The sequence below is a fragment of the Geodermatophilus sp. SYSU D00525 genome, assembly GCF_054050475.1.
In genome coordinates this window covers 43,674-69,175 of record NZ_JBJGZK010000023.1, presented here as the reverse complement: position 1 = coordinate 69,175, position 25,502 = coordinate 43,674, and the positions used below count along the sequence as shown (strand labels likewise).

Annotated in this window: 24 protein-coding genes and 1 riboswitch; of the genes, 15 read left to right on the top strand and 9 right to left on the bottom strand. The window is 76.2% G+C overall.

What is annotated here, in order from left to right:
* The first annotated feature begins 65 nt into the window (after nucleotides 1–65).
* Both ACI796_RS17785 and ACI796_RS17780 read left to right on the top strand, forming a co-directional pair.
* Nucleotides 66–1,175 carry a FecCD family ABC transporter permease gene (locus ACI796_RS17785; RefSeq protein WP_456942550.1) on the top strand — a complete coding sequence of 370 codons (1,110 nt, stop codon included), beginning with the start codon at nucleotides 66–68 and terminating at the stop codon, nucleotides 1,173–1,175.
* Nucleotides 1,172–2,014 (top strand): ABC transporter ATP-binding protein, encoded by an 843-nt coding sequence (locus tag ACI796_RS17780; RefSeq protein WP_456942549.1) that lies wholly within the window; start codon nucleotides 1,172–1,174, stop codon nucleotides 2,012–2,014. Before ACI796_RS17785 ends, ACI796_RS17780 begins: the two co-directional genes overlap by 4 nt.
* A 71-nt stretch (nucleotides 2,015–2,085) precedes the next feature.
* On the opposite strand, the gene ACI796_RS17775 is transcribed toward ACI796_RS17780, so the two are convergent.
* Nucleotides 2,086–3,027, bottom strand: a complete 942-nt coding sequence (locus tag ACI796_RS17775) for a siderophore-interacting protein (protein WP_456942548.1) — start codon at nucleotides 3,025–3,027, stop codon at nucleotides 2,086–2,088.
* A gap of 111 nt (nucleotides 3,028–3,138) precedes the next feature.
* On the opposite strand from ACI796_RS17775, the gene ACI796_RS17770 reads away from it, so the two are divergent.
* Nucleotides 3,139–4,140 (top strand): ABC transporter substrate-binding protein, encoded by a 1,002-nt coding sequence (locus ACI796_RS17770; RefSeq protein WP_456942547.1) that lies wholly within the window; start codon nucleotides 3,139–3,141, stop codon nucleotides 4,138–4,140.
* Here the strand turns inward: ACI796_RS17770 and ACI796_RS17765 are convergent.
* Nucleotides 4,089–5,117: an EamA family transporter gene (locus tag ACI796_RS17765; RefSeq protein WP_456942546.1), complete on the bottom strand. Its 1,029-nt coding sequence runs from the start codon at nucleotides 5,115–5,117 to the stop codon at nucleotides 4,089–4,091. The genes ACI796_RS17770 and ACI796_RS17765 overlap by 52 nt on opposite strands.
* Nucleotides 5,118–5,291: 174 nt before the next feature.
* Between ACI796_RS17765 and ACI796_RS17760 the strand changes: the two genes are divergently transcribed.
* The 10 genes from ACI796_RS17760 (at nucleotide 5,292) to ACI796_RS17715 (ending at nucleotide 16,363) form a co-directional block, all read left to right on the top strand.
* Complete coding sequence (locus ACI796_RS17760) at nucleotides 5,292–5,651, top strand: hypothetical protein (protein ID WP_456942545.1); 360 nt, start codon at nucleotides 5,292–5,294, stop codon at nucleotides 5,649–5,651.
* Between the two features lie 43 nt (nucleotides 5,652–5,694).
* Nucleotides 5,695–6,477 (top strand): thioesterase family protein, encoded by a 783-nt coding sequence (locus ACI796_RS17755; protein WP_456942544.1) that lies wholly within the window; start codon nucleotides 5,695–5,697, stop codon nucleotides 6,475–6,477.
* 70 nt (nucleotides 6,478–6,547) lie between these two features.
* Nucleotides 6,548–7,438, top strand: coding sequence for a mechanosensitive ion channel family protein (locus ACI796_RS17750; RefSeq protein WP_456942543.1), 891 nt, complete (start codon nucleotides 6,548–6,550; stop codon nucleotides 7,436–7,438).
* On the top strand, nucleotides 7,435–7,959 hold the full coding sequence (locus ACI796_RS17745) for a hypothetical protein (RefSeq protein ID WP_456942542.1): 525 nt from the start codon (nucleotides 7,435–7,437) through the stop codon (nucleotides 7,957–7,959). Before ACI796_RS17750 ends, ACI796_RS17745 begins: the two co-directional genes overlap by 4 nt.
* Before the next feature lie 70 nt (nucleotides 7,960–8,029).
* A complete protein-coding gene (locus tag ACI796_RS17740; protein WP_456942541.1) occupies nucleotides 8,030–9,610 on the top strand; it encodes a carboxyl transferase domain-containing protein in 1,581 nt (526 codons plus the stop codon).
* Nucleotides 9,607–11,583, top strand: a complete 1,977-nt coding sequence (locus ACI796_RS17735) for an acetyl/propionyl/methylcrotonyl-CoA carboxylase subunit alpha (RefSeq protein WP_456942540.1) — start codon at nucleotides 9,607–9,609, stop codon at nucleotides 11,581–11,583. The genes ACI796_RS17740 and ACI796_RS17735 overlap by 4 nt, the downstream gene beginning before the upstream one ends.
* A gap of 24 nt (nucleotides 11,584–11,607) precedes the next feature.
* Nucleotides 11,608–12,648, top strand: coding sequence for an NAD(P)H-dependent flavin oxidoreductase (locus ACI796_RS17730; RefSeq protein ID WP_456942539.1), 1,041 nt, complete (start codon nucleotides 11,608–11,610; stop codon nucleotides 12,646–12,648).
* 23 nt (nucleotides 12,649–12,671) lie between these two features.
* A riboswitch (SAM riboswitch) is annotated at nucleotides 12,672–12,788 on the top strand.
* 44 nt (nucleotides 12,789–12,832) lie between these two features.
* A complete protein-coding gene (locus tag ACI796_RS17725; protein WP_387992337.1) occupies nucleotides 12,833–14,125 on the top strand; it encodes a bifunctional o-acetylhomoserine/o-acetylserine sulfhydrylase in 1,293 nt (430 codons plus the stop codon).
* A 10-nt stretch (nucleotides 14,126–14,135) separates the two neighbouring features.
* Nucleotides 14,136–15,209: a homoserine O-acetyltransferase MetX gene (gene metX, locus ACI796_RS17720; RefSeq protein ID WP_456942538.1), complete on the top strand. Its 1,074-nt coding sequence runs from the start codon at nucleotides 14,136–14,138 to the stop codon at nucleotides 15,207–15,209.
* 86 nt (nucleotides 15,210–15,295) lie between these two features.
* Nucleotides 15,296–16,363, top strand: coding sequence for a threonine aldolase family protein (locus ACI796_RS17715; RefSeq protein WP_456942537.1), 1,068 nt, complete (start codon nucleotides 15,296–15,298; stop codon nucleotides 16,361–16,363).
* A 76-nt stretch (nucleotides 16,364–16,439) separates the two neighbouring features.
* On the opposite strand, the gene ACI796_RS17710 is transcribed toward ACI796_RS17715, so the two are convergent.
* Nucleotides 16,440–17,027, bottom strand: a complete 588-nt coding sequence (locus tag ACI796_RS17710; protein ID WP_456942536.1) for a gamma carbonic anhydrase family protein — start codon at nucleotides 17,025–17,027, stop codon at nucleotides 16,440–16,442.
* A gap of 44 nt (nucleotides 17,028–17,071) precedes the next feature.
* Here ACI796_RS17710 and ACI796_RS17705 point away from each other — a divergent pair, with 44 nt between their 5' ends.
* Together ACI796_RS17705 and ACI796_RS17700 are read left to right on the top strand one after the other, a co-directional pair.
* Entirely contained in the window at nucleotides 17,072–18,109 is a 1,038-nt protein-coding gene (locus ACI796_RS17705; protein ID WP_456942535.1) for a uroporphyrinogen decarboxylase family protein, read from the top strand.
* Nucleotides 18,110–18,137: 28 nt separating this feature from the next.
* Entirely contained in the window at nucleotides 18,138–18,704 is a 567-nt protein-coding gene (locus tag ACI796_RS17700) for a YdeI/OmpD-associated family protein (protein WP_456942534.1), read from the top strand.
* Between the two features lie 3 nt (nucleotides 18,705–18,707).
* On the opposite strand, the gene ACI796_RS17695 is transcribed toward ACI796_RS17700, so the two are convergent.
* From ACI796_RS17695 to ACI796_RS17670, 6 genes are all read right to left on the bottom strand, one after another.
* A complete protein-coding gene (locus tag ACI796_RS17695; RefSeq protein ID WP_456942533.1) occupies nucleotides 18,708–20,192 on the bottom strand; it encodes an APC family permease in 1,485 nt (494 codons plus the stop codon).
* Nucleotides 20,193–20,242: 50 nt separating this feature from the next.
* On the bottom strand, nucleotides 20,243–21,271 hold the full coding sequence (locus ACI796_RS17690; protein WP_456942532.1) for a C40 family peptidase: 1,029 nt from the start codon (nucleotides 21,269–21,271) through the stop codon (nucleotides 20,243–20,245).
* Between the two features lie 174 nt (nucleotides 21,272–21,445).
* Nucleotides 21,446–21,919 (bottom strand): hypothetical protein, encoded by a 474-nt coding sequence (locus ACI796_RS17685; RefSeq protein ID WP_456942531.1) that lies wholly within the window; start codon nucleotides 21,917–21,919, stop codon nucleotides 21,446–21,448.
* Nucleotides 21,920–22,021: 102 nt separating this feature from the next.
* Complete coding sequence (locus tag ACI796_RS17680; RefSeq protein ID WP_456942530.1) at nucleotides 22,022–22,324, bottom strand: hypothetical protein; 303 nt, start codon at nucleotides 22,322–22,324, stop codon at nucleotides 22,022–22,024.
* Nucleotides 22,325–22,578: 254 nt separating this feature from the next.
* Nucleotides 22,579–23,967, bottom strand: coding sequence for a metallopeptidase TldD-related protein (locus ACI796_RS17675; protein ID WP_456942529.1), 1,389 nt, complete (start codon nucleotides 23,965–23,967; stop codon nucleotides 22,579–22,581).
* Complete coding sequence (locus ACI796_RS17670) at nucleotides 23,964–25,475, bottom strand: TldD/PmbA family protein (protein ID WP_456942528.1); 1,512 nt, start codon at nucleotides 25,473–25,475, stop codon at nucleotides 23,964–23,966. The genes ACI796_RS17675 and ACI796_RS17670 overlap by 4 nt, the downstream gene beginning before the upstream one ends.
* Between the last annotated feature and the right edge of the window lie 27 nt (nucleotides 25,476–25,502).

The window sequence follows — 25,502 nt, the reverse complement described above, 5'->3', positions numbered from 1 at the left end:
GTGCTCGCCCTGCTGGGCGGGCCCTTCTTCATCGCGCTCGTGCGCCGCCGCCGGAGCGCGACGCTGTGACCGCCACCGTCGACACCATCCGCGAGACGACCCCGCCCGACCCCGGCGGGCGCGCGGCCGGCCGCGCGGTCGTCCTGCGGTACGGGCCGGTGTCGGTGCGGTTCCGCTGGCGGTCGGTCGTCGTGCCGCTGGCCGCGCTGGCCGTCGTCGTGCTGCTCGGCGCGGTCGCGCTGGGCCGGGGCGACTACCCGATCGCGGTCACCGATGTGCTGCGCACGCTGGTCGGGGCGGGCGAGGAGGGCCAGCGGTTCGTCGTGCTGGAGCTGCGGGCGCCGCGGGTCGTCGTCGGCGCGCTGGTCGGGCTGGCGCTCGGCGTGGCCGGCGCCCTGTTCCAGACCTTCGCGCGCAACCCGCTGGCCTCCCCGGACATCCTCGGGATCACCTCGGGCGCCTCGGTGGGCGCCGTGATCGCGATCGTCGTCACCGGGACCTCGTCGGTCGGCGCCGTCCTGGGCGGCGTCGGCGTCCCGCTCGCGGCCCTCGCCGGGGCACTGGGAGCCGGGCTGCTGCTGTTCCTGCTGGCCTACCGGTCCGGCGTCGACGGCTACCGGCTGGTCCTGGTCGGCGTCGCCGTGTCCTCGATCTCGCTGGCGGTGGTCGACTGGCTGCTCACCCGGGCGGCCATCCACGACGCCGCGGCCGCCTACGTGTGGCTCGTCGGCTCGCTCAACGCCCGCACCTGGGACCAGGCCGTGCCGCTGGCCCTCGCCCTGGCGGTACTGGTGCCGCTGGCCCTCGCGGCGGGGCGCGTGCTCGGCGTGCTGCAGTTCGGCGACGACACCGCGCGCGGACTGGGCGTGCGACTGGCCTCGGCGCAGGCCGCCGTGGTGCTCGTCGCCGTCGTGCTGGTCGCCGCGTCGGTGTCCGCCGCCGGGCCGATCACGTTCGTCGCGCTGGTCGTCCCGCAGATCGCCGTCCGGCTGACCGGCGGCTCTCGCCCGCCGCTGCTGGCCTCCGGCCTGCTCGGGGCGGCGCTGGTGGTGCTGGCCGACCTGCTCACCCGCACCGTCCTGCCCGAGGCCCTGCCGGTGGGCATCCTCACCGCCGTCGTCGGCGCCCCGTACCTGCTCTGGCTGCTCGTCCGCGGGAGGCGGACCATCGCATGACGACTCCCACCACCGACGCGCCCCCGCTGCCCGCCGCCGTGAGCGAGGGACGGGTGCGCCTGGCGGCCGAGGGGCTGCGCCTGGCCTACGACGACCGCGTCGTCGTCGACGGGCTGGACCTCACGTTCACCGACGGCTCGTTCACCGCGATCGTCGGGCCCAACGGCTGCGGCAAGTCCACCCTGCTGCGGGCGCTGGGCCGGCTGCTGCGCCCGGCGGCGGGTCAGGTGCTGCTCGACGGGCGGGCGATCGCGCGGACGCCGACCCGCGAGGTCGCCCGCGTGCTCGGGCTGCTGCCGCAGACGCCGGTCGCCCCGTCCGGGCTCACCGTCGCCGACCTCGTGGCCCGCGGCCGGCACCCGCACCAGAGCTGGCTGCGGCAGTGGTCGGCGGAGGACGAGGCGGTCGTGGCCGAGGCGCTGACCTGGACCGACATGGGCGACCTCGCCGACCGCCCGGTGGACGAGCTCTCCGGCGGCCAGCGGCAGCGGGCGTGGATCTCCATGGCGCTCGCCCAGGGCACCGACCTGATCCTGCTCGACGAGCCGACGACCTACCTGGACCTGTCGCACCAGATCGACGTCCTGGAGCTGGTGGCGCGGCTGCACGCCGAGCGGCGGCGGACGGTCGTCGTCGTGCTGCACGACCTCAACCTCGCCGCCCGCTACGCGCAGCGGCTCGTCGCCATGCGCGACGGCGTCCTGGTCGCCTCCGGCACGCCGCACGAGGTGCTCACCGAGCGGCTGCTCGCCGACGTCTTCGACCTCGAGGCCCGCGTGGTGCCCGACCCGGTGGCCGGCACCCCGATGGTCGTCCCGGTCCGCCGACTCCCCAGGTGAGTTGATGGAACGGCCCCGCTGCAGGGGCCCGCCGCGAGCGTGCGAGCGGTGGGGGGCAGCGGGGTCCTTCGTCAGTTCTCGGCGCGGCCCTCGCGCCAGTAGCCCATGAAGGCCACCGAGCGCCGGTCGACGCCGAGGTCGCCGACCAGGCGGCGGCGCAGCTGCTTGACCATCCCGGCCTCGCCGGCCAGCCAGGCGTAGCAGCCGGCCCCGGCGGCGGGGTCCTCGGGGACCTCCCACAGCAGGCCGGTGTCGAGGTCGACGTCCTCGGGGGCGGGTGCCGGCACGGCGCAGACCCCCAGGTCGACCAGCGCGGCGTGCACCGCGGGCACCAGCAGCTCGCCGCGGGGGCGGTCGGCGCGGGCCAGCCAGCGCACCTGCACGCCCTCGGGCAGCCGCAGGTCCTGCAGGTCCCCGGCCGCGGGCACCTCGAGGACGGCGACGGCGCGCCGGCCGGGCGGCAGCGCCTCGAGGATCGCGCTGACGGCGGGCACGGCGGTCTCGTCGCCGGCGAGCAGCAGGCAGGAGGCCGTGGCCGGCGGCGCCCACTCGACGCCCCACGCACGGCCGCGACCGGGCCGGTCGGGGCCCATGAGCACCGTCGGGTCGCCCGGGCGGGCCTGCGCGGCCCAGGTGGCGGCGGGGCCGGCGTGCCCGTCGGCGACGCCGTGCAGGACGACGTCGAGGTCGACCTCGGCCCGCTCGGGACGGGCCGCGCGCACGGTGTACGTGCGCAGGACCGGGCGCCGTTCCTCGGGCAGCGCGCAGTAGGCGGGGTACCACTCGGCGCCGGCGGCCTGCAGCTCGGCCAGCGCCGTCGGGTCGGGCGTCAGGACGAGCTTGACCCGCTGGTCGTCCCCGGCGACGCCGAAGTCCTCGAGCCGCGGGCCGGTGAGCGTGATCCGCACCGTCGAGGGGCCGAGCGGGCGCACGCGGGCGACGACGGTCTCGAAGAACAGCCACTGCGGCAGCTCGGCCACCGCCGCTGCCGGGGCCTCGGTCGTCGTCGTCACGCGGGTCTCCGCTCCGCTCGGGGACGGCCCTCGCGGACCGGTTGTAAGGCAAGGCTAACCTCCCCTCGCTCGCAGGGGGAAGCCCCCTGCCCGAACCGGAGGAGGACCCCGGTGTCCCGACCCCCGCGCCTGCTCGGCGCCCCCCTCGCGCTGGCGGCGGTGCTCGCCGTCAGCGCCTGCGCCGGATCCGGCACCGACGACGAGGCGCAGGCCGCCACGGGCGGCTGGTCGTTCACCGACGACGTCGGCACCACCGTCGAGCTCGACGCCGCGCCGGAGCGGGTGGCCGGCCTCAACGACGTCGCCTCGTCGCTGTGGAACCACGGCATCGAGCCGGTGGCCACCTTCGGCCAGACCTCGGCCGCCGACGACGTCCAGTTCGAGGGCCGCGACCTGTCCGGCGTGGAGATCGTCGGCGAGAGCTACGGGCAGATCGACCTCGAGGCGCTGGCCGCCGCCGACCCCGACCTGATCGTCACCACCGTCTACCCGGTGGACTCGGAGGGGACGCTGGACGAGACCCAGCCCCTCTACGGCTTCGAGTCCCTGGAGCAGCAGGAGCAGGTCGCGCGGATCGCGCCGGTCGTGGCGATCGCCTGGCGCGGCTCGGCCGCCGAGGTCATCGAGCGCACCGCCGAGCTCGCGGGAGCCCTCGGCGCGGACATGGACGGTGACGAGGTGCGCGCGGCCCGGCAGGACTACGAGGAGGCCTCCGCGGCGCTGACCGAGGCCGCCTCCTCCGGGGTCACGGTGCTGCCGGTGGCCGCCTACCCGGACGAGGGCTTCTACATGGCCAAGGCCCCCGACGACCCGTCGCTGCGCCTCTACCAGGACCTCGGCGTGCAGTTCGTCGACCCGGGCGGCGACGGCTACTTCTGGCAGACCGCGAGCTGGGAGCAGGTGCCGCAGTACCGCAGCGACGTCATCCTCTACTCGCTGCGCGGCGCCATGAGCCCCGAGGAGATGGCCGGCCAGCCGACCTACGGCCTGCTGCCGGCCGCGCAGGCGCAGCAGGTCTACCCGTGGGAGTACGTCGGCATGGACCACGCCGCGCAGGCCCGCTACATGGAGCGCCTGGCCGGCTGGCTCGCCGATTCCGACAAGGTCACCTGAGGCGCGAGCGGCGCCGGCGTCTCGGGGACGGGCGCCGGCGCCGGGGCCGGCCGCGGGGCGGTGCGGGCGGTCTGGGCGAGCGCGATGCCGCCGAGCACCACCAGCCCGCCGGCCACCTGCCAACCGCTGAGGACCTGCTCGAGCCACAGCCAGGCGACGACGGAGGCGAACACCGGCTCGACGGTGGCGACCAGCCCGGCCGTCGTCGGCGGCAGGTGGCGCAGCGCGGCGATCGACAGCCAGAAGGGCGTGATCGCCCCGAGGACGACGATCCAGGCCACGAGCACCCACAGCGGCAGCTGCACCGAGCCCAGCGAGACCGGCACCCGCTCCCCGAGCACGCCGGCGTCGAACGACGCGGTGAACGGTGCGACGACGGCCCAGAACAGCGCGGCGGCCACGAACGTCCAGGTCGTGAGCGCGACCGGGTCGCGGGTGGCCGTCCCGCGCTCGCCCATGAGGTAGTAGGTGGCCAGGCAGACCGCGGCGGCCAGCCCGGCGGCGACGCCGAGCGGGTCCAGCGAGCCGCCGCCCTCCCACACCTGCGCGACGAGGACCAGCCCGGACAGCGACAGCGCGAGCGCCACCCAGATCCGGGGGCGCACGGGCTCCCGGCGGACCAGCCGGACCCACAGCGCGATCCCGACCGGCGCGGTCATCTCGAAGACCAGCGCGATGCCGACGGGCAGCCGGCCGATGGCCACGTAGTAGAGGAACTGGGTGAGCGCGACGCCGACCACGCCGAACACGGCGAGGAAGGGCACCTCGCGCCAGGTGATCCGCAGCCGCCGCGGGGAGACCAGCGCCAGCGCCGCCAGCAGCCCGGCCGCCGCCCCGCCGCAGCGCATCGCCGTCAGCCAGGTGGGCGGGACGCCGGCCTGCAGCGCGAGCGTGGAGACGGTGCCGTTGACGGCGAACAGGCCCGCCGCCGCGACGGTGGTCAGGTAGCCGATCGCGGGGCGGCGGGTGTGCGGCACCCGTCCGAGCGTAGCGGTCGTAGCGCCGGACGCCACCTACCGGCGCGTTGCCGGCGGTGCCGTGACCGCGATCACGGCGTGGTGACCACGCCCGCCCGGCGCGTCGCGGTTCCGGCGCCATGATCGCGGTCACGGCACGGGTGGCCCCCAGCGAGGGCGGGCACCCTGGACGGCGTGACCGAACCCCGCCCCCCGTGGTCCCGACGGCGCCGCCGCCTGCTGCTGTGGCTGGGCGCGGGGGCCGTCGTCGGCGGGGCCGGGGCGCTCGTGCTGCCCGCCGAGTTCGGCGTCACCGCTGCCTATCTGGGGGCGCTGTGCGCGTTCCTGCTGGTCGCGGCGGCGGTGGTCTTCGTCGCCTTCCCGGGGCCGGACACCGCCGGCGCGCTGCTGCGGTCGACGCCGGTGGCCGGCGCGGTGCTCGTGGTGGGCGTCCTGGTCGCCCTGTCGGCGGAGGGGCAGCCGCTGTGGTGGGTGGCCGCGGGGGTGGGCGCGGTGTGGCTGGGGTCCGCGGTGTGGCTGGCCCGCTCCGGCTGACCCGCGGGACGCCCCCGGCCCGGGCGGGGCGAGACTGCGGGACGTGCACCTGCCCTCCGCCTGCTACCTCCCGGACGGCGACGGCTACGTCGCGACCGCGCTGACCATCGGCCCCTGGGACCCGGGCCTCCAGCACGCCGGGCCGCCGGCCGCGCTGCTCGCCCGCGAGGTCGAGCGCGCCGGCGGGATCCCCGGCGGGCAGACGGTGCGGCTGGCCTACGACGTCCTCGGGCCGGTGCCGGTGGGCCCGGTGCAGGTGGAGGCGCGGGTGCTGCGCCCGGGCAAGCGGATCGAGCTGGTCGAGGCCACGCTCACCGCGGCGGGACGCACCGCGATGCGGGTGACCGCCTGGCGGATGCGCAGCCGCGACGCGGCCGACACCGCCACGCCCCCGCAGCCGGCCGCCGTCGGCCCGGAGGACGCCCGCCCGGCGGTGTTCGACGTGTTCAGCGAGGAGGTCGCCTACCACCGCGCACTCGACTGGCGGGAGGCGTCGGGCTCGCTCACCGGCACCGGGCCGGCCGCGGCCTGGACCCGGCCGCTGTGCGCGCTGGTCGAGGGCGGGCCGATGACGCCGCTGGAGCACCTGCTGGTCATGACCGACGCGGCCAGCGGCATCTCCGCCGAGCTCCCGTGGGACCGGGCGACCTTCGCCAACGTCGACCTCGTCGTCGCGCTGTTCCGGCAGCCGGCGGGCGAGTGGCTGGGCATGGACGCGACGACGACGATCGGACCCGGCGGCGTCGGGCAGTGCTCGGCCGACCTCCACGACACCACGGGGCGGATCGGCCGCTCGGTCGCCTCGCTGTTCGTCGAGCCGAGGTAGCGGCGGCGGCCGGCCGCACCGGGTTGGATGGGCACCGACCCCTCGAGCAGACCGGAGGACCGGATCCCGCATGGCACCGTTCACCGACCTGCTCGACTGGCTGGCCGGCCGCGGCCTGGAGATCGTGCTGATCGTCCTGGGCTCGGTCCTGGTGGCCCGGTTCACCAGCTGGGTGGGCGACCGGATCACCAGCCGCATCGACGCCCGCTCCACCGGCGGCGACGTGCTGGTCCGCTCCGAGGCGGCCAAGCACCGGCACTCGCTCACCCAGGTCGTCACCTGGACGCTCATCGTGCTCGTCTACGCGGTGGCGGTGTTCTACGTGCTCGACCGCCTCGGCGTCCCGGTCACCGGCCTGGTCGCCCCGGCCACGGTGCTCGGCGTGGGCCTCGGGTTCGGCGCGCAGCGGATCGTCGGCGACGTCCTGGCCGGGTTCTTCCTCATCACCGAGCGGCAGTACGGCTTCGGCGACGTCGTCTCGATCCAGGTCGTCGGCGGCGGCGACCCGGCCGACGGCACGGTCGAGGACGTCACCCTGCGGATCACCCGGCTGCGCTCGGCCGACGGCGAGGTGGTCACCATCCCGAACGGGCAGATCGTCAAGGTGGTCAACCTGTCCCGTGACTGGGCGCGCGCGGTGGTCGACGTCCCGGTGCCGACGACGGCCGACGTCAACCGGGTCAACGAGATCCTCCGCGAGGTGGGCCGGCAGGCCTTCGCCGACGCCGACCTGCGCCGCCTGCTGCTCGACGAGCCGAGCGTGATGGGCGTCGAGAGCATCGACCTCGAGCAGGTCAACGTGCGGGTGGTCGCCCGCACGCTGCCCGGCCGGCAGTTCGAGGTGAGCCGCGACCTGCGCGCCCGGATCGTCCTGGCGTTCGGCCACGCCGGCCTCAACGTCACCCCCGAGCCGGCGCCCGCCCCGGCTCCCGCCCCCGCCCGGCAGGGGGCGCAGCAGTGACCGTCCCCGGCGCCCCGCGCCCCGACGAGCAGCCGGGCGGCGGCGACCCCGCCGGCCGGGGCCGCTTCGGCCTGTCGAACGTCCTGCGCCGCTCGCCGGGGCACATCGGCCGGGCGCGCACCTCCACGCTGGTGCTGGTCGCGCTCTTCCTGGGCCTGGGCGTGCTCTACCTGTACGTGAAGCCACCGGACCCGGCGACCGTCCCGGCCGGCGGCACGACGGAGGTCACCACGCCGGCGCCCGCGCCGGAGACGACGGCACCCCCGACGACCACCGGGCCGGAGCCGACGACGGCACCCCCGACGACCACCGGGCCGGAGCCGACGACGCCGGGCGAGACGCCGGAGGGGACGACGGTGCCGCCGTCCGCCCCGACCACCACCGAGCCGGCCACCCCGACTCTCCCGGTGCCGACCACCCCGCGGCCGACGGGGCCCGCGACGGAGACGCCGACGACGCAGAGCCCGCCGTCCCCCGCCGAGGAGCCCGCGCCGACGACGGGCAGCACCCCCACGACCTGACGCGGCGCGTGGACAGCGCATGTGAACGGCCGTTAACGTCGGGGGCGCAGACCCCACACAGGAGGCACACATGGCGGTGGCCGCGCCGGAGTCGTCGCGCGCCCGGCACGAGGACCTGGTCGCCGAGCTGTGGAAGCGGCTCGCCCGGCGCGCGCTCGGCGGCTCCGAGGCCGCCCGCGCCCGGCACGTCGAGCGCGGCAAGCTGCTCCCCCGCGACCGCGTCGCGCACCTGCTCGACCCCGGCAGCCCCTTCCTCGAGCTCTCGCCGCTGGCCGCCGAGGACATGTACGACGGCGACTCCCCCGGTGCCGGGATCATCACCGGCATCGGCCGCGTCGCGGGCCGTCCGTGCGTCGTCGTCGCCAACGACGCCACGGTCAAGGGCGGCACCTACTACCCGGTGACGGTGAAGAAGCACCTGCGGGCGCAGGAGGTGGCGCTGCAGAACCGGCTGCCCTGCGTCTACCTCGTCGACTCCGGTGGCGCGTTCCTGCCGATGCAGGACGAGGTCTTCCCCGACCGCGAGCACTTCGGCCGGATCTTCTTCAACCAGGCCACGATGAGCGCCCGCGGCATCCCGCAGGTGGCCGCCGTCCTCGGCTCCTGCACCGCCGGCGGCGCGTACGTGCCGGCGATGGCCGACGAGTCGGTGATCGTCCGCGAGCAGGGCACGATCTTCCTGGGCGGCCCGCCGCTGGTGAAGGCCGCCACCGGTGAGGTGGTCAGCGCCGAGGACCTCGGCGGCGGCGACCTGCACAGCCGCGTGTCCGGCGTCACCGACCACCTGGCCGACGACGACGAGCACGCGCTGGAGATCGTCCGCGGCATCGTGTCCACGCTGGCCCCGCCCGCGCCGCCGGCCTGGGAACTGGCGCCGCCGCGGGACGCCGTACGCCCGCAGACCGACCTCTACGACCTCGTACCGGTCGACCCCCGCACGCCCTACGACGTCCGCGACGTCATCACGACGCTCGTCGACGGGGGCGAGCACCAGGAGTTCAAGGCCCTCTACGGGCCGACGCTGGTGACCACCTTCGCCCGGCTGCACGGGCACCCGGTGGGCATCGTCGCCAACAACGGCGTGCTGTTCGGGGAGGCGGCGCTCAAGGGCGCGCACTTCGTGCAGCTGTGCGACCAGCGGCGGATCCCGCTGCTGTTCCTGCAGAACATCACCGGGTTCATGGTCGGCCGCGACTACGAGGCCGGCGGCATCGCCAAGCACGGCGCCAAGATGGTCACCGCCGTCGCCTGCGCCCGGGTGCCCAAGCTGACCGTCGTCATCGGCGGGTCCTACGGCGCCGGCAACTACTCGATGTGCGGGCGGGCCTACTCCCCCCGCTTCCTGTGGATGTGGCCCAACGCCCGCATCTCGGTGATGGGCGGTGAGCAGGCCGCCTCGGTGCTGGCCACGGTCCGCCGGGACGGGCTGGCCGCGCGCGGCACCGACTGGCCCGCGGAGGAGGAAGAGGCGTTCAAGGCGCCGATCCGCGGCCAGTACGAGGCGCAGGGCAACCCCTACTACTCGACGGCGCGGCTCTGGGACGACGGCGTCCTCGACCCCGCCGACACCCGCACCGTCCTCGGCCTGGCGCTGTCCGCGTGCGCGCAGGCCCCCCTCGACGACGTCGCCTACGGCGTCTTCCGGATGTGAGCAGCAGCGTGTTCGACACCGTCCTCGTCGCCAACCGGGGCGAGATCGCCGTCCGCGTCCTCCGGACGCTGCGCCGGCTCGGCATCCGCTCGGTCGCCGTCTACAGCGACGCGGACGCCGGCGCGCCGCACGTCCGCGCCGCCGACGTCGCCTACCGGCTGGGCCCGGCCCCGGCCGCGGAGAGCTACCTGTCGGTCGAGCGGGTGGTCGAGGCCTGCCGGGCCACCGGCGCGCAGGCCGTGCACCCCGGCTACGGCTTCCTCTCGGAGAACCCGGCCCTGGCCGCCGCGCTGGCCGACGCCGGCGTCGTGTTCGTCGGCCCGCCGGCCGAGGCGATCCGGGTCATGGGCGACAAGATCACCGCCAAGAAGACGGTGGTCGCCTCGGGGGTGCCCGTCGTCCCCGGCATCGCCGAGCCCGGCCTCACCGACGACGACCTGGTGGCCGCCGCCCCCGGCATCGGCTTCCCCGTGCTGGTCAAGCCGTCGGCGGGCGGCGGTGGCAAGGGCATGCGGGTGGTCGAGGACGCCGCCGGGCTGCCCCCCGCGCTGGCGTCGGCCCGCCGGGAGGCGCGTGCGGCGTTCGGCGACGACACACTGTTCCTCGAGCGGTTCGTGCAGCGGCCCCGGCACGTCGAGGTGCAGGTCCTCGCCGACGCGCACGGCGCCGTCGTCCACCTCGGCGAGCGCGAGTGCAGCCTGCAGCGGCGGCACCAGAAGGTGGTCGAGGAGGCGCCGTCGCCGCTGCTGGACGTCGCCACCCGCGAGCGGATCGGCGCGGCCGCCTGCGCCACCGCCCGCAGCGTCGGCTACACCGGCGCGGGCACCGTGGAGTTCATCGTGTCGGCCGACCGTCCCGACGAGTTCTTCTTCATGGAGATGAACACCCGGCTGCAGGTCGAGCACCCGGTCACCGAGCTGGTCACCGGCCTGGACCTGGTCGAGCAGCAGCTGCGGGTGGCAGCCGGGGAGCCGCTGTCCTTCACCCAGGACGACGTCGCGCTCACCGGCTGGGCGGTCGAGGCGCGGGTCTACGCCGAGGACCCGGCCCGCGGCTTCCTCCCCACCGGTGGGCGGGTGCTGGCGCTGGCCGAGCCCGAGGGCGCCCGCGTGGACTCCGGCATCGCCGCCGGCACCGTCGTCGGCTCGGACTACGACCCGATGCTGGCCAAGGTGGTCGCCGCGGGCCCCGACCGCGCCACCGCGCTGGCCGCGCTGGACCGGGCGCTCGCGGACACCGCGGTGCTCGGCGTGACCACCAACGTCGGGTTCGTGCGGTCGCTGCTCGCCGAGCCCGCGGTCCGCGCCGGGGACCTGGACACCGCGCTGCTCGACCGGTTCGCCGCCGCCTGGGAGCCGCCCGCCGTCCCCGACGACGCCGTCCTCGCCGCCGCCGCGCACGTGTGGCTGGCCACCTGGGCCGCCGCCGACCCGGCCGACCCGTGGAGCACGCCCACCGGCTTCCGCGCCGGCGCGCCGTCCGCGCCGTTCACCGTCCGGCTGGAGGCCGGCGGGCGGCAGCGGACGGTGACGCTGACCGGCACGCCGGCCGCCGCGCGCGCCGGCCTCGACGGCGCCGACGCCGGCCCGCTGAGCTGCGCGCCCGAGGACGGCGGCCTGGCGCTGGTCCGCGACGGCGTGCGCTCGCACTGCCGGGTGGCCGAGGACGGCGACGCGCTGTTCGTGCACGCCGGCGGCGCGGACTGGCCGCTGCGGCGGGCCCGGCGGCTGGTGCTGCGGCCGGACGCCGCCGCGCACGCCCCCGAGCTGACCAGCCCGATGCCCGGCACGGTGATCGCCACCCCGGCGTCCGGCGGGCAGACCGTCGGCGCGGGTGACCCGGTGGTCGTCGTCGAGGCGATGAAGATGGAGCACACGCTGCGCGCCCCGGCCGACGGCGTCGTCGACCTGCTCGTCGCCCCCGGCGACCGCGTGGCGCTCGACCAGGTGCTGGCCCGGCTGATCCCGGCCTGAGCCGCGGGGCGCAGGATGCCCGGCATGGTGCTGGGGCTGCGTCGACCGGTCGTGCAGGCGCCGATGGCCGGCGGGCCGTCGACGGTGGAGCTGGCCGCGGCGGTGTCGGAGGCCGGCGGCCTGGGATTCCTCGCCGCCGGCTACCGGACGCCGGAGGCGGTGCGCGAGGAGGTCCGCGCCGTCCGGGCGCGGACCGGGGAGCGGTTCGGCGTCAACGTCTTCGTCCCCGGGCCGCCCGCCGACGAGGGTGCCCTGCGCCGCTACGCCGAGCGGCTGCGGCCCGAGGCGCGGCGGTGGGGCGTGGACCTGGGCGAGCCCCACGCCGACGACGACGCGTGGGAGGCCAAGGTCGCGGTCCTCGCCGAGGAGCGGGTGCCGGTGGTGTCGTTCGCCTTCGGCCTGCCGCGGCCGGACATGGTCGCCGCGCTGCACGACGCCGGCGCCACCGTGCTGGTCACCGTCACCTCGCCGGAGGACGCGCTCGCCGCCCGCGACGCCGGCGCGGACGCCCTGGTGGTGCAGGGCGTCGAGGCCGGCGGGCACCGCGGCGGGCTCCGCGACGAGGACGGCGCGGGCGAGTACGGGCTGCTGCCGCTGCTGCGGCTGGTCGCCCGGGCGGTGGACCTGCCGATGGTCGCGGCCGGCGGGATCGCCGACGGCCCCGCGGTGGCCGCGGTGCTCGTCGCCGGGGCGGAGGCCGCGCAGCTGGGCACGGCGTTCCTCCTGTGCCCCGAGGCGGGGACCGGCGCCGCGCACCGGGCGGCGCTGGGCGCCGGCCGGCCGACGGCGCTCACCCGGGCGTTCAGCGGCCGGCGCGCCCGCGGGCTGGTGAACCGCTTCCTCGCCGAGCACACCGCCGCGGCCCCGGCCGCGTACCCGCAGGTCCACCACCTGACGACGCCGCTGCGCGCGGCGGCCCGGCAGGCCGGCGACCCGGAGGCCATCAGCACGTGGGCGGGGCAGGCGTACCCGCTGGCCGAGGCGCTGCCCGCCGGGGAGCTGGTCGCCCGCCTCGCCGACGACGCCGCGGCCGCCCTCGCGCACCCCCGGCCCGGCGCCTCCTGACCTGGCGCTAGGGTTCCGCGCAGGCTCACGAGAGGCAGCGACAAGTACCTGGCTGGCTGCCCGGCAACCTCTCCTCCGTCCGAGGTGCTCCCAGGGGAAGAGCCGGCCGTGCGGCGTCCGCCGCGCGGCAAGACGGAGCCCTCCGTGCGCCGCGGGGTCTCCGCGAGCGAGAGGAGACGGCGCCGTGCCCGACCAGCAGAGCTGGAGCTTCGAGACCCGGCAGATCCACGCCGGGACCAGCCCCGACCCCACGACCGGGGCCCGCGCCCTGCCGATCTACGCGACCACCAGCTACCAGTTCCGCGACGCCCAGCACGCCGCCGACCTGTTCGCGCTGGCCGAGATGGGCAACATCTACACGCGGATCATGAACCCGACGCAGGACGCGCTCGAGCAGCGCGTGGCCTCGCTCGAGGGCGGCGTCGCCGCGCTCGCGGTGGCCAGCGGCCAGGCCGCCGAGACCCTGGCGATCCTCAACGTCGCCGAGGCCGGCAGCCACGTCGTCGCGTCGGCGTCGCTGTACGGCGGCACCTACAACCTGCTGCACCACTCGCTGCCCAAGCTCGGCGTCGAGGTGTCCTTCGTCGAGGACCCCGACGACCCGGAGAACTGGCAGTCGCTGGTCCGCGAGAACACCAAGGCGTTCTACGGGGAGTCGATCGGCAACCCGAAGGGCGACGTCCTCGACATCTCCGCGGTGTCGGAGGTGGCGCACCGCAACGGCGTGCCGCTGATCGTCGACAACACCATCGCCACGCCGTTCCTCGTCCGCCCGCTCGAGCACGGCGCCGACGTCGTCGTCCACTCGGCCACCAAGTACCTGGGCGGCCACGGCACCGCGATCGCCGGGGTCATCGTCGACGGCGGGAACTTCGACTGGACCCGCGGCCGGTTCCCCGGCTTCACCACGCCGGACCCGACCTACCACGGCGTCGTCTACGCCGACCTGGGCGCCCCGGCCTACGCGCTCAAGGCCCGGGTGCAGCTGCTGCGCGACCTCGGCCCGGCGATCAGCCCGTTCAACGCCTGGCTGGTCGTGCAGGGCATCGAGACGCTGTCGCTGCGCATGGAGCGGCACGTGGCCAACGCCCAGCGGGTGGCCGAGTTCCTCGAGGCGCACGACGAGGTGGAGTCGGTGCACTACGCCGGCCTGCCGTCCTCGCCGTGGCACGCCGCCCAGCAGCGCTACGCCCCCCGTGGGGCCGGCGCGGTGCTGGCGTTCGAGATCCGCGGCGGCGTCGAGGCGGGCAAGCGCTTCGTCGAGGCGCTGGAGCTGCACAGCCACGTGGCCAACATCGGCGACGTCCGCAGCCTGGTCATCCACCCGGCGTCGACGACGCACTCGCAGCTCACGCCGGAGGAACAGCGGACCACCGGCGTCACGCCCGGCCTGGTGCGCCTGGCCGCCGGCCTGGAGGGGATCGAGGACATTCTCGCCGACCTCGAGGCCGGGTTCCGCGCCGCGAAGGGCGCCTGACGTGGGCGGGGTGCGGGACCTCCCGGGGTCCCGCACCCCGCCGCGCACCGGCGGGTGGCGCGACGGCGACCCCGCCGGGGACCGGCTGTTCCTCGACCTGGACGGACCGGTCCGGCTCGAACGCGGCGGGGTGCTGCCCGGCGTCCGGGTGGCCTACGAGACCTGGGGCACGCTCGCCCCCGACGGCGGCAACGCGGTGCTGGTCGAGCACGCGCTCACCGGCGACAGCCACGTCACCGGCCCCGCGGGGCCCGGCCACCCGACGCCGGGCTGGTGGGCGTCGCTGGTCGGGCCGGGCGCGGCGCTGGACACCGACCGGTTCTTCGTCGTCTGCGCCAACGTGCTCGGCGGGTGCCAGGGGACGACCGGGCCGTCCTCGACCGCGCCCGACCGCCGGCCGTGGGGGCAACGGTTCCCCGAGGTGACCGTCGGCGACCAGGTGCTGGTCGAGGCGGCGCTCGCCGACACGCTCGGCGTCGACCGCTGGGCCGCCGTCGTCGGCGGGTCGATGGGCGGGATGCGGGCGCTGGAGTGGGCGGTCGCGCTGCCCGACCGGGTGGCCGGGCTGTTCTTCCTCGCCTCGGGCGCGGCGGCCACCGCCGACCAGATCGGCACCCAGACCACCCAGCAGGCCGCGATCCGCGCCGACCCGGTCGCCGGGCTCGGCGTCGCCCGGCGGATCGCGCACCTGACCTACCGCAGCGCGTTCGAGCTGGAGGAGCGGTTCGGCGCGACCGTGCAGGCCGACGGCCGGTTCGCCGTCGCCTCCTACCTCGACCACCACGCCGACAAGCTCACCCGCCGGTTCGACGCCGGCAGCTACCTGGTGCTCACCGAGGCGATGAACACCTGGGACGTCGGCCGCGGCCGGGGCGGGGTCGAGGCGGCGCTGGCCCGGGTGACCGCGCGGGCGGTGGTGGCCGGCGTCGACTCCGACCGGCTCTACCCCCTGGAGCTGCAGCGGCGGGTGGCCGACGCACTCGGCGTGCCGCTGCGGGTGGTGACCTCGCCGTACGGGCACGACGGCTTCCTCATCGAGGCCGGCCCTGTCGGCGCGCTCCTCCGCGAGCTGCTCGACGCCTGACCCGTCCCCCGGTCGAGATCGCGCGATCTCGCACGCTCCCCCGGCCCCGGGCGTGCGAGATCCCGCGATCTCGACAGACTGGGGCCGTGGACGACGACCTCGACGCCCTCCGGCTGGCCTGCGACCGCGCCCTGACCGGCCACGGACCCCAGCGCGCCGCCGACCTGCTGGCCAGCATCCCGCCGGACACCGCGCTGGACCGGTACGGCGCGGGCGGCGTCGTCGCGGAGCTCGAGGCGGAGGTCGCGCGGCTGCTGGACAAGCCGGCCGCGGTCTACCTGCCCAGCGGGACGATGGCCCAGCAGGCGGTGCTGCGGGTGCACGCCGGGCGCAGCCGCCGGTCCACCGTCGTCGCCCACCCCGAGTGCCACCTGTTCCGGCACGAGGGCGGCGCGCTGGCGCGGCTGCAGGGCCTGGTCGAGCGGCCGGTCGGCGACCGGCACCGGATGCTGCTGCGCGCCGACCTCGACGGCGTCGCCGAGGCGCCGGCCGCGCTGGTGGTGGAGCTGCCGCAGCGGGACCTGGGCGGTCCGCTGCCGCCGTGGGACGACGTCGTCGAGCAGGCCGCGTGGGCGCACGACGTGCACTCGGTGGCCCACCTCGACGGCGCCCGGCTGTGGGAGGCCGCCGCCGGCTACGAGATGCCGCCGGCCGACGTCGCGGCGCCGTTCGACACCGTCTACGTCAGCTTCTACAAGGGGATCGGCGCGCTGGCCGGGTGCTGCGTGGCCGGGCCCGCGGACGTCGTCGCCGAGGTCCGGGAGTGGCGCGGGCGGATGGGCGGCACGCTGTTCGGCCTGTGGCCGGGCGCGGCCTCGGCGCTGTCGTGCCTGCGCCGCCGGCTGCCGCTGTTCCCCGCCTACCTGGAGCGGGCGCGGGAGGTGGCCGAGACCGTCCGCGGCCTGCCCGGGGTGCGCGTGGTGCCCGACCCGCCGCAGACACCGATGCTGCACCTGCTGCTGTCGACCACCCCGGACGCCTTCGGCGCCGCCGCCCGCGCGCTGGCGGAGGAGGGGCTGTGGACCTGGGCGCAGGCGGGCGTCACCGGCGACCCGACCGTGGTGCGCGTGGAGCTCCCCGTGGGCGACGCGACGCTGGCGCTGTCCCTCGACGAGGTCCGCGACACGGTCGCCCGCCTCGCCGGCGCCCTCTGAGGTGACGTGAGGGAACGGCCGCCCTCCAGGGGCCCGCGCCGAGCATGCGAGGCGTGGGGGGAAGGGCGGTCCTTCGTCAGTCCGCGGCGTCGCCGGGGGTGTAGCCGGCCGGGGGCAGCGGACGGCGCACCACCGGCCGCACCTTCCGCGCCGCCTCGAGCCGCTCGGTGTAGCTGGCCGCGTTGAGCCGGATGTGGGTGAGGTCGTCGTCGGTGGTCGGCCGCAGCACCCGCGCCGGGACGCCGGCCACCAGCGACCCCGGCGGCACGACCGTGCCCTGGGTGACGACGGCGCCGGCGGCCACGATCGAGCCGGCGCCGATGTGCGCGCCGTTCATGACCACGCTGCCCATGCCGACCAGCACGTCGTCGTCGACGCGGGCGCCGTGCAGGACGACGCGGTGCCCGACGGTGACGCCGCGGCCGACGAGGAGCGGGAAGCCGGGGTCGGAGTGCAGCGTGCTGCCGTCCTGGATGTTCGAGCCCTCGCCGATCTCGATGACCTCGGCGTCGGCCCGGGCGACCGCGCCGTACCAGATGCTGGCGCGCGGCCCCATGGTGACCGCGCCGACCACCACCGCCGTCGGCGCGACGAAGGCCTCCTCGTCGATGGCCGGGGCGCCGAAGGGCAGTTCCGCGATGTAGTTGTCCGCCACGGCGTCCACCCCAGCACACCCGGAGCCCGGTCGGCGCGGGCAGGATCCTCCCCGTGCCCGCTTCCCTGCCGCCGCTGCCCACCACGGTCGTCGGGAGCCTGCCCCAGCCCGGGTGGCTCATCGACCACGAGCGCCTGGCACACCAGTTCCCGCCCCGGGTGCGCGCCCGGGAGCTGTGGCGGCCGGCGCCGGACCTGCTCGAGGAGGCGCAGGACGATGCGACGCTGCTGGCGGTCCGCGCCCAGGAGGCGGCCGGCCTGGACCTGGTCGGCGACGGCGAGCAGCGGCGGGAGTCCTACTCCAACCACTTCGCCACCGCGCTGGACGGCGTCGACGTCGACACCCCCGGCACCGTGCTCAACCGCTCGGGCCGGCCGATCCCCGTGCCCCGGGTGGTCGGCGAGCTCCGCCGCCGCGGCCCGATCCAGGCCCGCGACGTGCGGTTCCTCCGCGCCGCCACCGACCGGCCGGTCAAGATCACGCTGCCCGGCCCGTTCACCATGGCCCAGCAGGCGGCCGACGAGCACTACGGCGACGACCGGGCCCTGGCGCTGGCCTACGCCGACGTCGTCCGCGAGGAGATCGCCGACCTGTTCGCCGCGGGCGCCGACGTCGTGCAGATCGACGAGCCGTGGCTCCAGGCCCGGCCCGAGGTGGCCCGCCGGTACGGCGCCGAGGCGGTGACCCGCGCCGTGGAGGGCGCGCCCGGCCCGGTGCACCTGCACCTGTGCTTCGGCTACGCGGCCATGGTGAGCGAGCGCCCCGAGGGCTACTCGTTCCTGCCCGAGCTCGCCGACACCCCGGTCGACACGGTCTCGGTGGAGACGGCGCAGGCGCACCTGGACCCGGCGCAGCTGCAGCCGCTGCGCGGCAAGGGAATCGCCCTCGGCGTGCTGGACCTGTCCACGCCGGAGGTGGAGACGCCGGAGGTGGTGGCCGACCGCGTCCGGCGGGCCCTCGACGACGTCGACGTCGACCGGCTGGTCCTCACCAGCGACTGCGGCCTGAAGTACCTGCCGCGGGCCTCCGCCGAGGGCAAGATGCGGTCGCTCGCCCGGGCGGCGGAGGTGCTGCGCGCGGAGCTGTCGTGAGCGCCCGGCAGGGGCCAGGATCCCCGTCGTGACCCCGCCGACCGACCTGCCGGTCCTCGCCTTCTCCGATCAGGCCGCGTTCGAGGCGTGGCTGGAGGCCGAGCACGCCACCGCCCCGGGCCTCTACGTGAAGCTGGCCAAGAAGGGGGCCGGCGTCCCCTCGCTCACCTACGCCGAACTCGTGGAGTCGGTGCTGTGCTTCGGGTGGATCGACGGCCGGTCCAACCGCCTCGACGAGCGGTGGTACCTCATCCGCGTGACGCCGCGGCGGCCGCGCAGCGTGTGGTCGCAGAAGAACGTCGACGCCGTCGCCGAGCTCACCGCGGCCGGCCGGATGCGCCCCGCGGGGCTGGCCCAGGTCGAGGCGGCCCGGGCCGACGGCCGCTGGGACCGCGCCTACGCGGGCCCGGCCACCATCACCGTCCCCGACGACCTCGCCGCGGCACTGGCCGCCGAGCCCGCCGCGGAGCGGGCCTTCGCCGCGCTCGGGGCGCAGGACCGCTACTCCGTCCTCCACCGGGTGCAGACCGCGGCCACCCCGGCGACCCGCGCGAGGCGGATCGCCGCGGCGGTGGCGCAGCTGGCCGGGGGCTGAGGATCAGCCCACCAGCGGGTCGGCGTCCTCCGGGGCCACCGAGGGCCGCTCCTGCCAGAAGCGGGCGTCGCGCCACCGCCACAGCAGCATGAGCACGATCCCGGCGACCATGATCCCGACGCCGATCACCAGCGGCGGGCCGAGGCCGAGCCAGGCCTGGCCGGTGTAGCTGTTCTCCGGGTCGGCGAGGTCGCGCACGGAGAGCACCAGCAGCCAGCCGAGCATCGCCGCCCCGGCCAGGGGGCCGACGCCGAGCAGCAGCGCGTCGCGCAGGCTGCGGACCAGCCGGCGGCGGAAGTACCAGGCGCAGGCCAGGCCGGTGAGCGCGTAGTACAGCGCGATCAGCAGCGACAGCGCGGTGATCGAGTCGAACAGCGCGTTCTCGCTGACCAGGTGCACGCCCACGTACCAGGCGACCGCCACGCCGGCGACCCACCAGGTGGAGACGTCCGGCGTCCGGAACCGCTCGGACACCGACCCGAACCGCGCCGGCAGCGCCGCCCGCCGCGCCATCGACAGGCCGGTGCGCGAGGCCGGGATGATCGTCGTCTGCGTGGAGGCGATCGCCGAGGTGGCGACGGCGGCCAGCACCACCCAGTCCCAGCCCCCCAGCGCCTGCGTGGACAGCAGCGCGAAGACCGCCTCCTCCTCGTCGGCGTTGCCGGCCAGCCACGTCGTCCCGGCGAAGGAGACGACGGCGACCGCGACGCCGACGTAGGTGAGCAGCAGGACGACCGTCGACAGCACGCCGGCCCGGCCCGGGGCGACCCGCGGGTCGGCGGTCTCCTCGGTCAGGTTGACCGCGGACTCCCAGCCCCAGTAGGCGAAGACGCCGAGCAGGAGACCCCCGGTCAGCGCCGCCCCGCCGGCGCCGAAGGGGTCCAGCCAGTCCCAGGACGGCGTCAGCCCGCCGAACGGCGAGTCGCCCCGGACGCCGCGGACGACCGCGACGACCGCGAACGCCAGCAGCGCCGCGGTCTGGGCGAGGATCAGCCCGTCCTGCAGCCGGGCGGAGATCTCCGTGCCGAGCACGCAGATCGCCGACATGACGACGACCAGCAGCACGCTCAGCGCGACGACCGCGGGCGTGGAGTCGGCCAGGGCGTCGAGGCCCAGCACGAGCAGGGTGAACCGGACGCCGACCTCGGCCAGCGACCCGACCACCAGGACGCCGGTCATCGTGATCGCCCAGCCGCCGATCCAGCCCGCCGTCGGGCCGAAGGCGCGGGTCACCCAGGAGAACGTCGTCCCGCAGTCGGGGTCGGCCCGGTTGAGCGCGGCGAACGCGCCGGCGATGAGCAGCATCGGTACAAACGACGCCAGCATCACCCCGGGGGCGTGCACCCCGACCAGGGCGACGACGGGGCCGATGACCGCCGCCAGCGAGTAGGCCGGCGAGGTCGCGGCCAGGCCGATGACGAGCGAGTCGAGGAAGCCGATGGCCTCGGGCCGCAGGGCGGGTTCCTCACGCGGCAGTGCCCGGGTCACGGAGGGCAACGCTACGGCCCCTCCGCGGGCGCAGCGCGCCCGACGGGCGCCTAGGCCACGCGGACGGCGCCGCGGTACCCCGACTGGTCCACGCTGGTCACGGCGACCGGCTGGCCGTAGGTGCGGGCGTGCACCATCTTCCCGTCGCCGATGTAGAGGCCGACGTGGCTGACCGGCGAGTAGAAGTAGACGATGTCGCCGGGCATGAGGTCCGCCCGTGCCACCGGCGTCCCCATCGTCGACTGCGCCTTGCTCGAGTGCGGCAGCGCGATGCCCGCGGCGGCGTAGGCGTAGGAGGTCAGCCCGGAGCAGTCGAAGCCGTCGGGCCCGGAGGCGCCCCAGACGTAGGGGTCGCCGAGCTGGGCCAGCGCCGTCTGCACGGCGATCGCGGCGGCGGGGCCGGGTGCGGCGGCCGCGGCGGCGGCGGCCGACGGCGCGTCGAGGACCGGGCCGGCCAGCGCGGTGGTGACGCGGGCCTGCTCGGCGGCCGACAGCCGCTCGAAGTCGGCCTCGTACGCGTCGGCCTGGGCCTGGGCCTGCGCCTGCTGGTCGTGCAGCGCGGTGAGCGCGGCGGTGGCCTCGGCGGCCGCGGCGTCGGCGTCGGCCCGGGCCTGCTCGGCCGCGGCCTGGGCGGCGGCCACCTCGGTGAGGACGCCGTCGGTGTGCTCGGCGATGAGGTCGATCATGGTCATCTGGGCGACGAGGTCGTCGGCGGAGTCGCTGCCCAGGAAGGCGGCCACGCGGGAGCGGGTGGTGCCGGTGTAGCCGCTCTGCGCGATGGCGCGGATGGCCGGGGCGTACTGCGCGAGCGTCGCCTCGGCGGTGTCGGCGGCCGCGTCGGCGGCGGTGGCGGCCTGCTGCTGGGCGGCGACCGCCAGCTCGGCCTGGTGCACCTGCTCGTCGAGGGCGGTCAGCTGCCGGCCGGCCTCCTCGACCAGCTGCGCGGCCTCCGCGGCGGTGGCGGGCGGCGTGCCCGGCTCGGCGGAGGCGGACGAGGGGGCGAGCACGAGGGCCACCAGGCCGGTGGCGGCGACGACCGCGCCCGTCCAGCGCCGTCCCGTCGTCCGGTTGCGCTGCACGATCGGCCTCCCCCTGCCGCCTCCCGGCGGCGCTCCCCGTGGTCTCGTCGGTACGGACCGTAGGGAGGAGGTCAGCGGAGCGTGCGCAGGGCGCGCGGTTCCCGGGGCCGGCGGGACCCCACGCGCCCCGTCCGTCCCACCCGCCCCGGCCGTACCGCGAGGAGGCCGGTCCTGTCAGGGGGAGGTGCTGCGGCGGCGGTCGGGGGCGAGCGGGACCAGCGCGTCGGACACCGCGCCGGTGACGAGGGAGTAGACGGCCTTGCCGGCGACGTCGACGACGCGGTCCTGCCGCGACCAGGTCCACGGCGGGTCGCCGACCCCGGTGGCGTTCTCCAGCGTCTGGTCGGTGGCCAGCCGGACGGAGGTGTGCCAGGCCGAGGCGCGCCAGCCGCGCAGGCCGCTGGCCGACCAGATCCCCCGGAGCGCACCGACGGCGGCGCCGGTGCCCCAGTGCATGAGGTGGTTGCGCACGAACGGCCGCTCGGACCCGGGCGGCCGGCGCCGGGTGGCCAGCGCGGTGAGCGTGCGGGCCGGCACGTAGGAGTCGGGCCGGCCGGTCACCCGCTGCTCGGCCTTCGTGACCAGGGTCATCGCCGCGGTGCCGGCCAGTCCGGCCAGGGCACCGCGCACCGCCGCTCGTCCCAGCATGCGAGGCCGGGTACCCCGCGGGGCGGGCGCCGAACGGCGCCCGCCCCGCGGGTCGGTCTGTCCGGGCCGGCTCTGGCAGCGGCCGACTCCGTCCGGGCCGGCTCAGCCGGCGAGCGGCTCCTCGGCGTCGAGCCCGGCGACGCGCTGCAGGTCGCGCAGGACGGCGGACAGCTCGTCGGCGGTCCACGGCTCGCAGCAGTCGCAGCCGTCCTCGTCGAAGCAGCGCAGGCCCAGCGTGCCGCCGGCCTGGTCCTCGTCGATGGAGAGGTGCCCGCCGACGGGCGAGCGGTGGCAGGCGCAGGCCGAGGCGCACAGCCCGATGCCCCACCCGGAGACGACGACCGTGCGGCCGTCGTCCCAGATCTTGCCCACCTGGAACACCGAGGGCTTCTGGTTGCGGGTCATGGCGTGCTCCCCTCGCGCCCCCGGGACCCGGAGGCTCTCTGCGGTTCGCCGGAAAAATATCCGGGATCCGTGTTTGAGGGGAGCAGCCGTGCGGTATGGGTGCTCCTTTTCACTCCTGCGTCACAGCGGCCCCACGCGCCCCCGTCCGGGACGCTGCTCATCGCCGGTGCGGGCCCCCGGGTCTTCCTCGCGGTCCCGGGGTGCTGCAGGGCTCCGGGACGGCGAACTCGACCCGAGGAGCGGGCCGACGGCGTCTAGCTGGCCGGGGACACCGAGCTCATGTTGAAGTCCGGCACGCGCACCGGCGGCATCGCGGCGCGGGTGAACCAGTCGTTCCACTCGCGCGGCAGCGTCCGCTCGGTGCGCCCGACCTCGCCGATCCGCGCCAGCAGGTCCACCGGCGACTCGTTCCACCGGAAGTTGTTCACCGCGCCGGTGACCTCGCCGCCCTCGACGAGGAACACGCCGTCGCGGGTCAGGCCGGTGAGCAGCAGCGTCTGCGGGTCGACCTCGCGGATGTACCAGAGCGTGGTCAGCAGCAGCCCGCGGTCGGTGGCGGCGACCATGTCCTCCAGGGACGCCGTCGCGCCGGGCTGCTCGAGCAGCAGGTTGTCGACGGCGGCCACCGCGGGCGCCGTCGTCTTCAGCGCCCAGGCCCGCGGCCGGATCAGGTTGGTGAGGACGCCGTCGCGGATCCAGTCGACGGCGGGCGTCGCCATCCCGTTGTCGAACACGCTGGCCGAGCCGGACGAGGTGCTCACCACCTGGAACGGCGCCGTCTCCAGCCCGGGGGCGTGCGGGTCGCTGCGCAGGGTCAGCGGGAGCTGGGCCAGCCGGTCGCCGATCCGGTTGCCGCCGCCGGCCTTGGCGTAGACGTTGCGGCCCTCGTCGGCGTCGCGGGCCTCCATCGTCCAGTAGGCGTAGATCATCAGGTCGCTCACGGCCGAGGGCGGCAGCAGCGTCTCGTACCGCCCGGCCGGCAGCTCGACGCGCCGCTGCGACCAGCCGAGCTTGCGCTCCACGTCGGCGGCGAGGCCGGCCACCGACACGTCGCGGAAGTCCCGGGTGCCGACGCCGGACCACACCGACCGCGCGAAGTCGCTGCTCTTGCCGTTGAGCTCGACCCGGCCGCTGGGCTGGTCGGTGCGCAGGCGCAGGCCGGTCGAGGTGCCCACGTACGTCGTCGTCAGGGCGTGCTCGGCGTAGCCGAACAGCAGGTCGCCGCGGTCCCGCGCGGCCCCGAACGCCTCCCCCAGCGCCGGCGCGAAGTCCGCGAACACCTCGATCGAGGTCTCTGCGGGCTCGGCGTCCCAGTCCCCCGCACCCGGCGGCGTCTCGCTGACCAGCGGCACCGCGTCCTCGGCCGGGCCGGCGTCGCGGGCGGCCTGCTCGCTGGCGGCGACCAGCTCGGCGACGTCGGGCGTGCCGGTCCGCGCGACCGTGCCGGTGGCCATCCCGGCGCCGCCGTCGACGAACGACACGACGACGACCTGGCGCGAGCGCATCGCCCCGTTCGTCGTGAGGCTGTTCGACGCCCACCGCAGGTTGGCCTCGGTGCTCTCGACGACGTAGGCGACGCAGCCGTCGGCGGTCGAGGCGGCCAGCGCCTTCTCGACCAGCTGCTGCGCGGTCAGCTGGCTCATCGCCCGCCCTCCTGGACCGTGTTGAGGATGGTGACGCCCTCGAAGAGCGCGGCCGGGCAGCCGTGGCTGACCGGCGCGATCTGCCCGGGCTGGGCCTTGCCGCAGTTGAACGCGCCGCCGAGGCGGTAGGTCGAGGCGCCGCCGACGGCGCGCATCGAGCCCCAGAAGTCCGTCGTCGTGGCCTGGTAGGCGACGTCGCGCAGCTGCCCGGCCAGCCGCCCGCCCTCGATCCGGTAGAAGCGCTGGCCGGTGAACTGGAAGTTGTAGCGCTGCATGTCGATCGACCAGCTCTTGTCGCCGACGACGTAGATGCCGCGCTCGACCCCGCCGATCAGCCCCGCGAGGTCCGGCCCGTCGGCGGCCGGCTGCAGCGAGACGTTGGCCATCCGCTGCACCGGGACGTGCCGCGGCGAGTCGGCGAACGAGCAGCCGTTGGAGCGGGCCATCCCGCCGAGCCGGGCGGTGTTGCGGTCGACCTGGTAGCCGACCAGCACGCCGTCGCGGACGATGTCCCACTGCTGGGCCTCGACGCCCTCGTCGTCCCAGCCGATGCTCGACAGGCCGTGCTCGACCGTGCGGTCGCCGGTGACGTGCATGAGCTCCGAGCCGTAGCGCAGGCTGCCCAGCCCGTCGACGGTGGCGAACGACGTGCCGGCGTAGGCGGCCTCGTAGCCCAGCGCCCGGTCCAGCTCGGTGGCGTGGCCGACGGACTCGTGGATGGTCAGCCAGAGGTTGGAGGGGTCGACGACGAGGTCGTAGCGGCCCGGCTCCACCGACGGCGCCTTGGTCTTCTCCCGCAGCAGCTCGGGGATCTGCGCGAGCTCGGCGTCCCAGTCGACGTGGTCCCCGGTCAGGTACTCCCAGCCGCGGCCGGCCGGCGCGGCGAGGGTCCGCATGCTCTCGAACGCGCCGGTGCCGCGGTCGACGGTGAGCGCGGTGAACTCCGGGGAGATGCGCACACGCTGCTGGCGGGTGCGGGTGCCGTTGGTGTCGGCGTAGTACTTCTGCTCCTTGACGTGCATGCACCCGGACTGCACGTGCTCGACGCCGTCGGCGGCCAGCAGCCGCTCGGACAGCTCGGTGAGCAGCGCGGTCTTCTCGGCGTCGGGCACCTCGAACGGGTCGACGTCGTAGGACGACACCCAGGAGCCCTCGTGCTGCGGCTCGGGGGCGAGCTCGACCCGGTCGGTGGCCAGCGCCGCCGATACCTGCGCGACGGCGACCGCCTGCTCGGCCAGCCGCACCGCCTCGGCCGCGGTGAGGACGACGCCCGCGGCGAACCCCCAGGTGCCCTCGTGCACCACGCGGACGGCCAGGCCCAGGTCCTCGCCGTCGGCCAGGGCCTCCAGCCGCGCGTCGCGCAGGCTGATCGACTGGGTGCGGATGCGCTCCACCCGGATGTCGGCGTGCTCGCAGCCGAGGTCGACCGCGCGGGTCAGCGCCGCCTCGGTGAGCGCGGACAGGGGCAGGGCGAGGAAGGACTCGTCGACGTCGCGGGGCTGCACCACCGCCCCTGTCTACCAGCCGGGTCCTCC

What these genes read in the sequence shown, in the direction of transcription:
- ACI796_RS17780 (WP_456942549.1), top strand. Translation starts at nt 1,172, where the DNA reads ATGACGACTCCCACCACCGACGCGCCCCCGCTGCCCGCCGCCGTGAGC.
- ACI796_RS17750 (WP_456942543.1), top strand. Translation starts at nt 6,548, where the DNA reads ATGGCACCGTTCACCGACCTGCTCGACTGGCTGGCCGGCCGCGGCCTG.
- ACI796_RS17740 (WP_456942541.1), top strand. Translation starts at nt 8,030, where the DNA reads ATGGCGGTGGCCGCGCCGGAGTCGTCGCGCGCCCGGCACGAGGACCTG.
- ACI796_RS17730 (WP_456942539.1), top strand. Translation starts at nt 11,608, where the DNA reads ATGGTGCTGGGGCTGCGTCGACCGGTCGTGCAGGCGCCGATGGCCGGC.
- ACI796_RS17685 (WP_456942531.1), bottom strand. Translation starts at nt 21,919, where the DNA reads ATGCTGGGACGAGCGGCGGTGCGCGGTGCCCTGGCCGGACTGGCCGGC.
- ACI796_RS17680 (WP_456942530.1), bottom strand. Translation starts at nt 22,324, where the DNA reads ATGACCCGCAACCAGAAGCCCTCGGTGTTCCAGGTGGGCAAGATCTGG.
- ACI796_RS17675 (WP_456942529.1), bottom strand. Translation starts at nt 23,967, where the DNA reads ATGAGCCAGCTGACCGCGCAGCAGCTGGTCGAGAAGGCGCTGGCCGCC.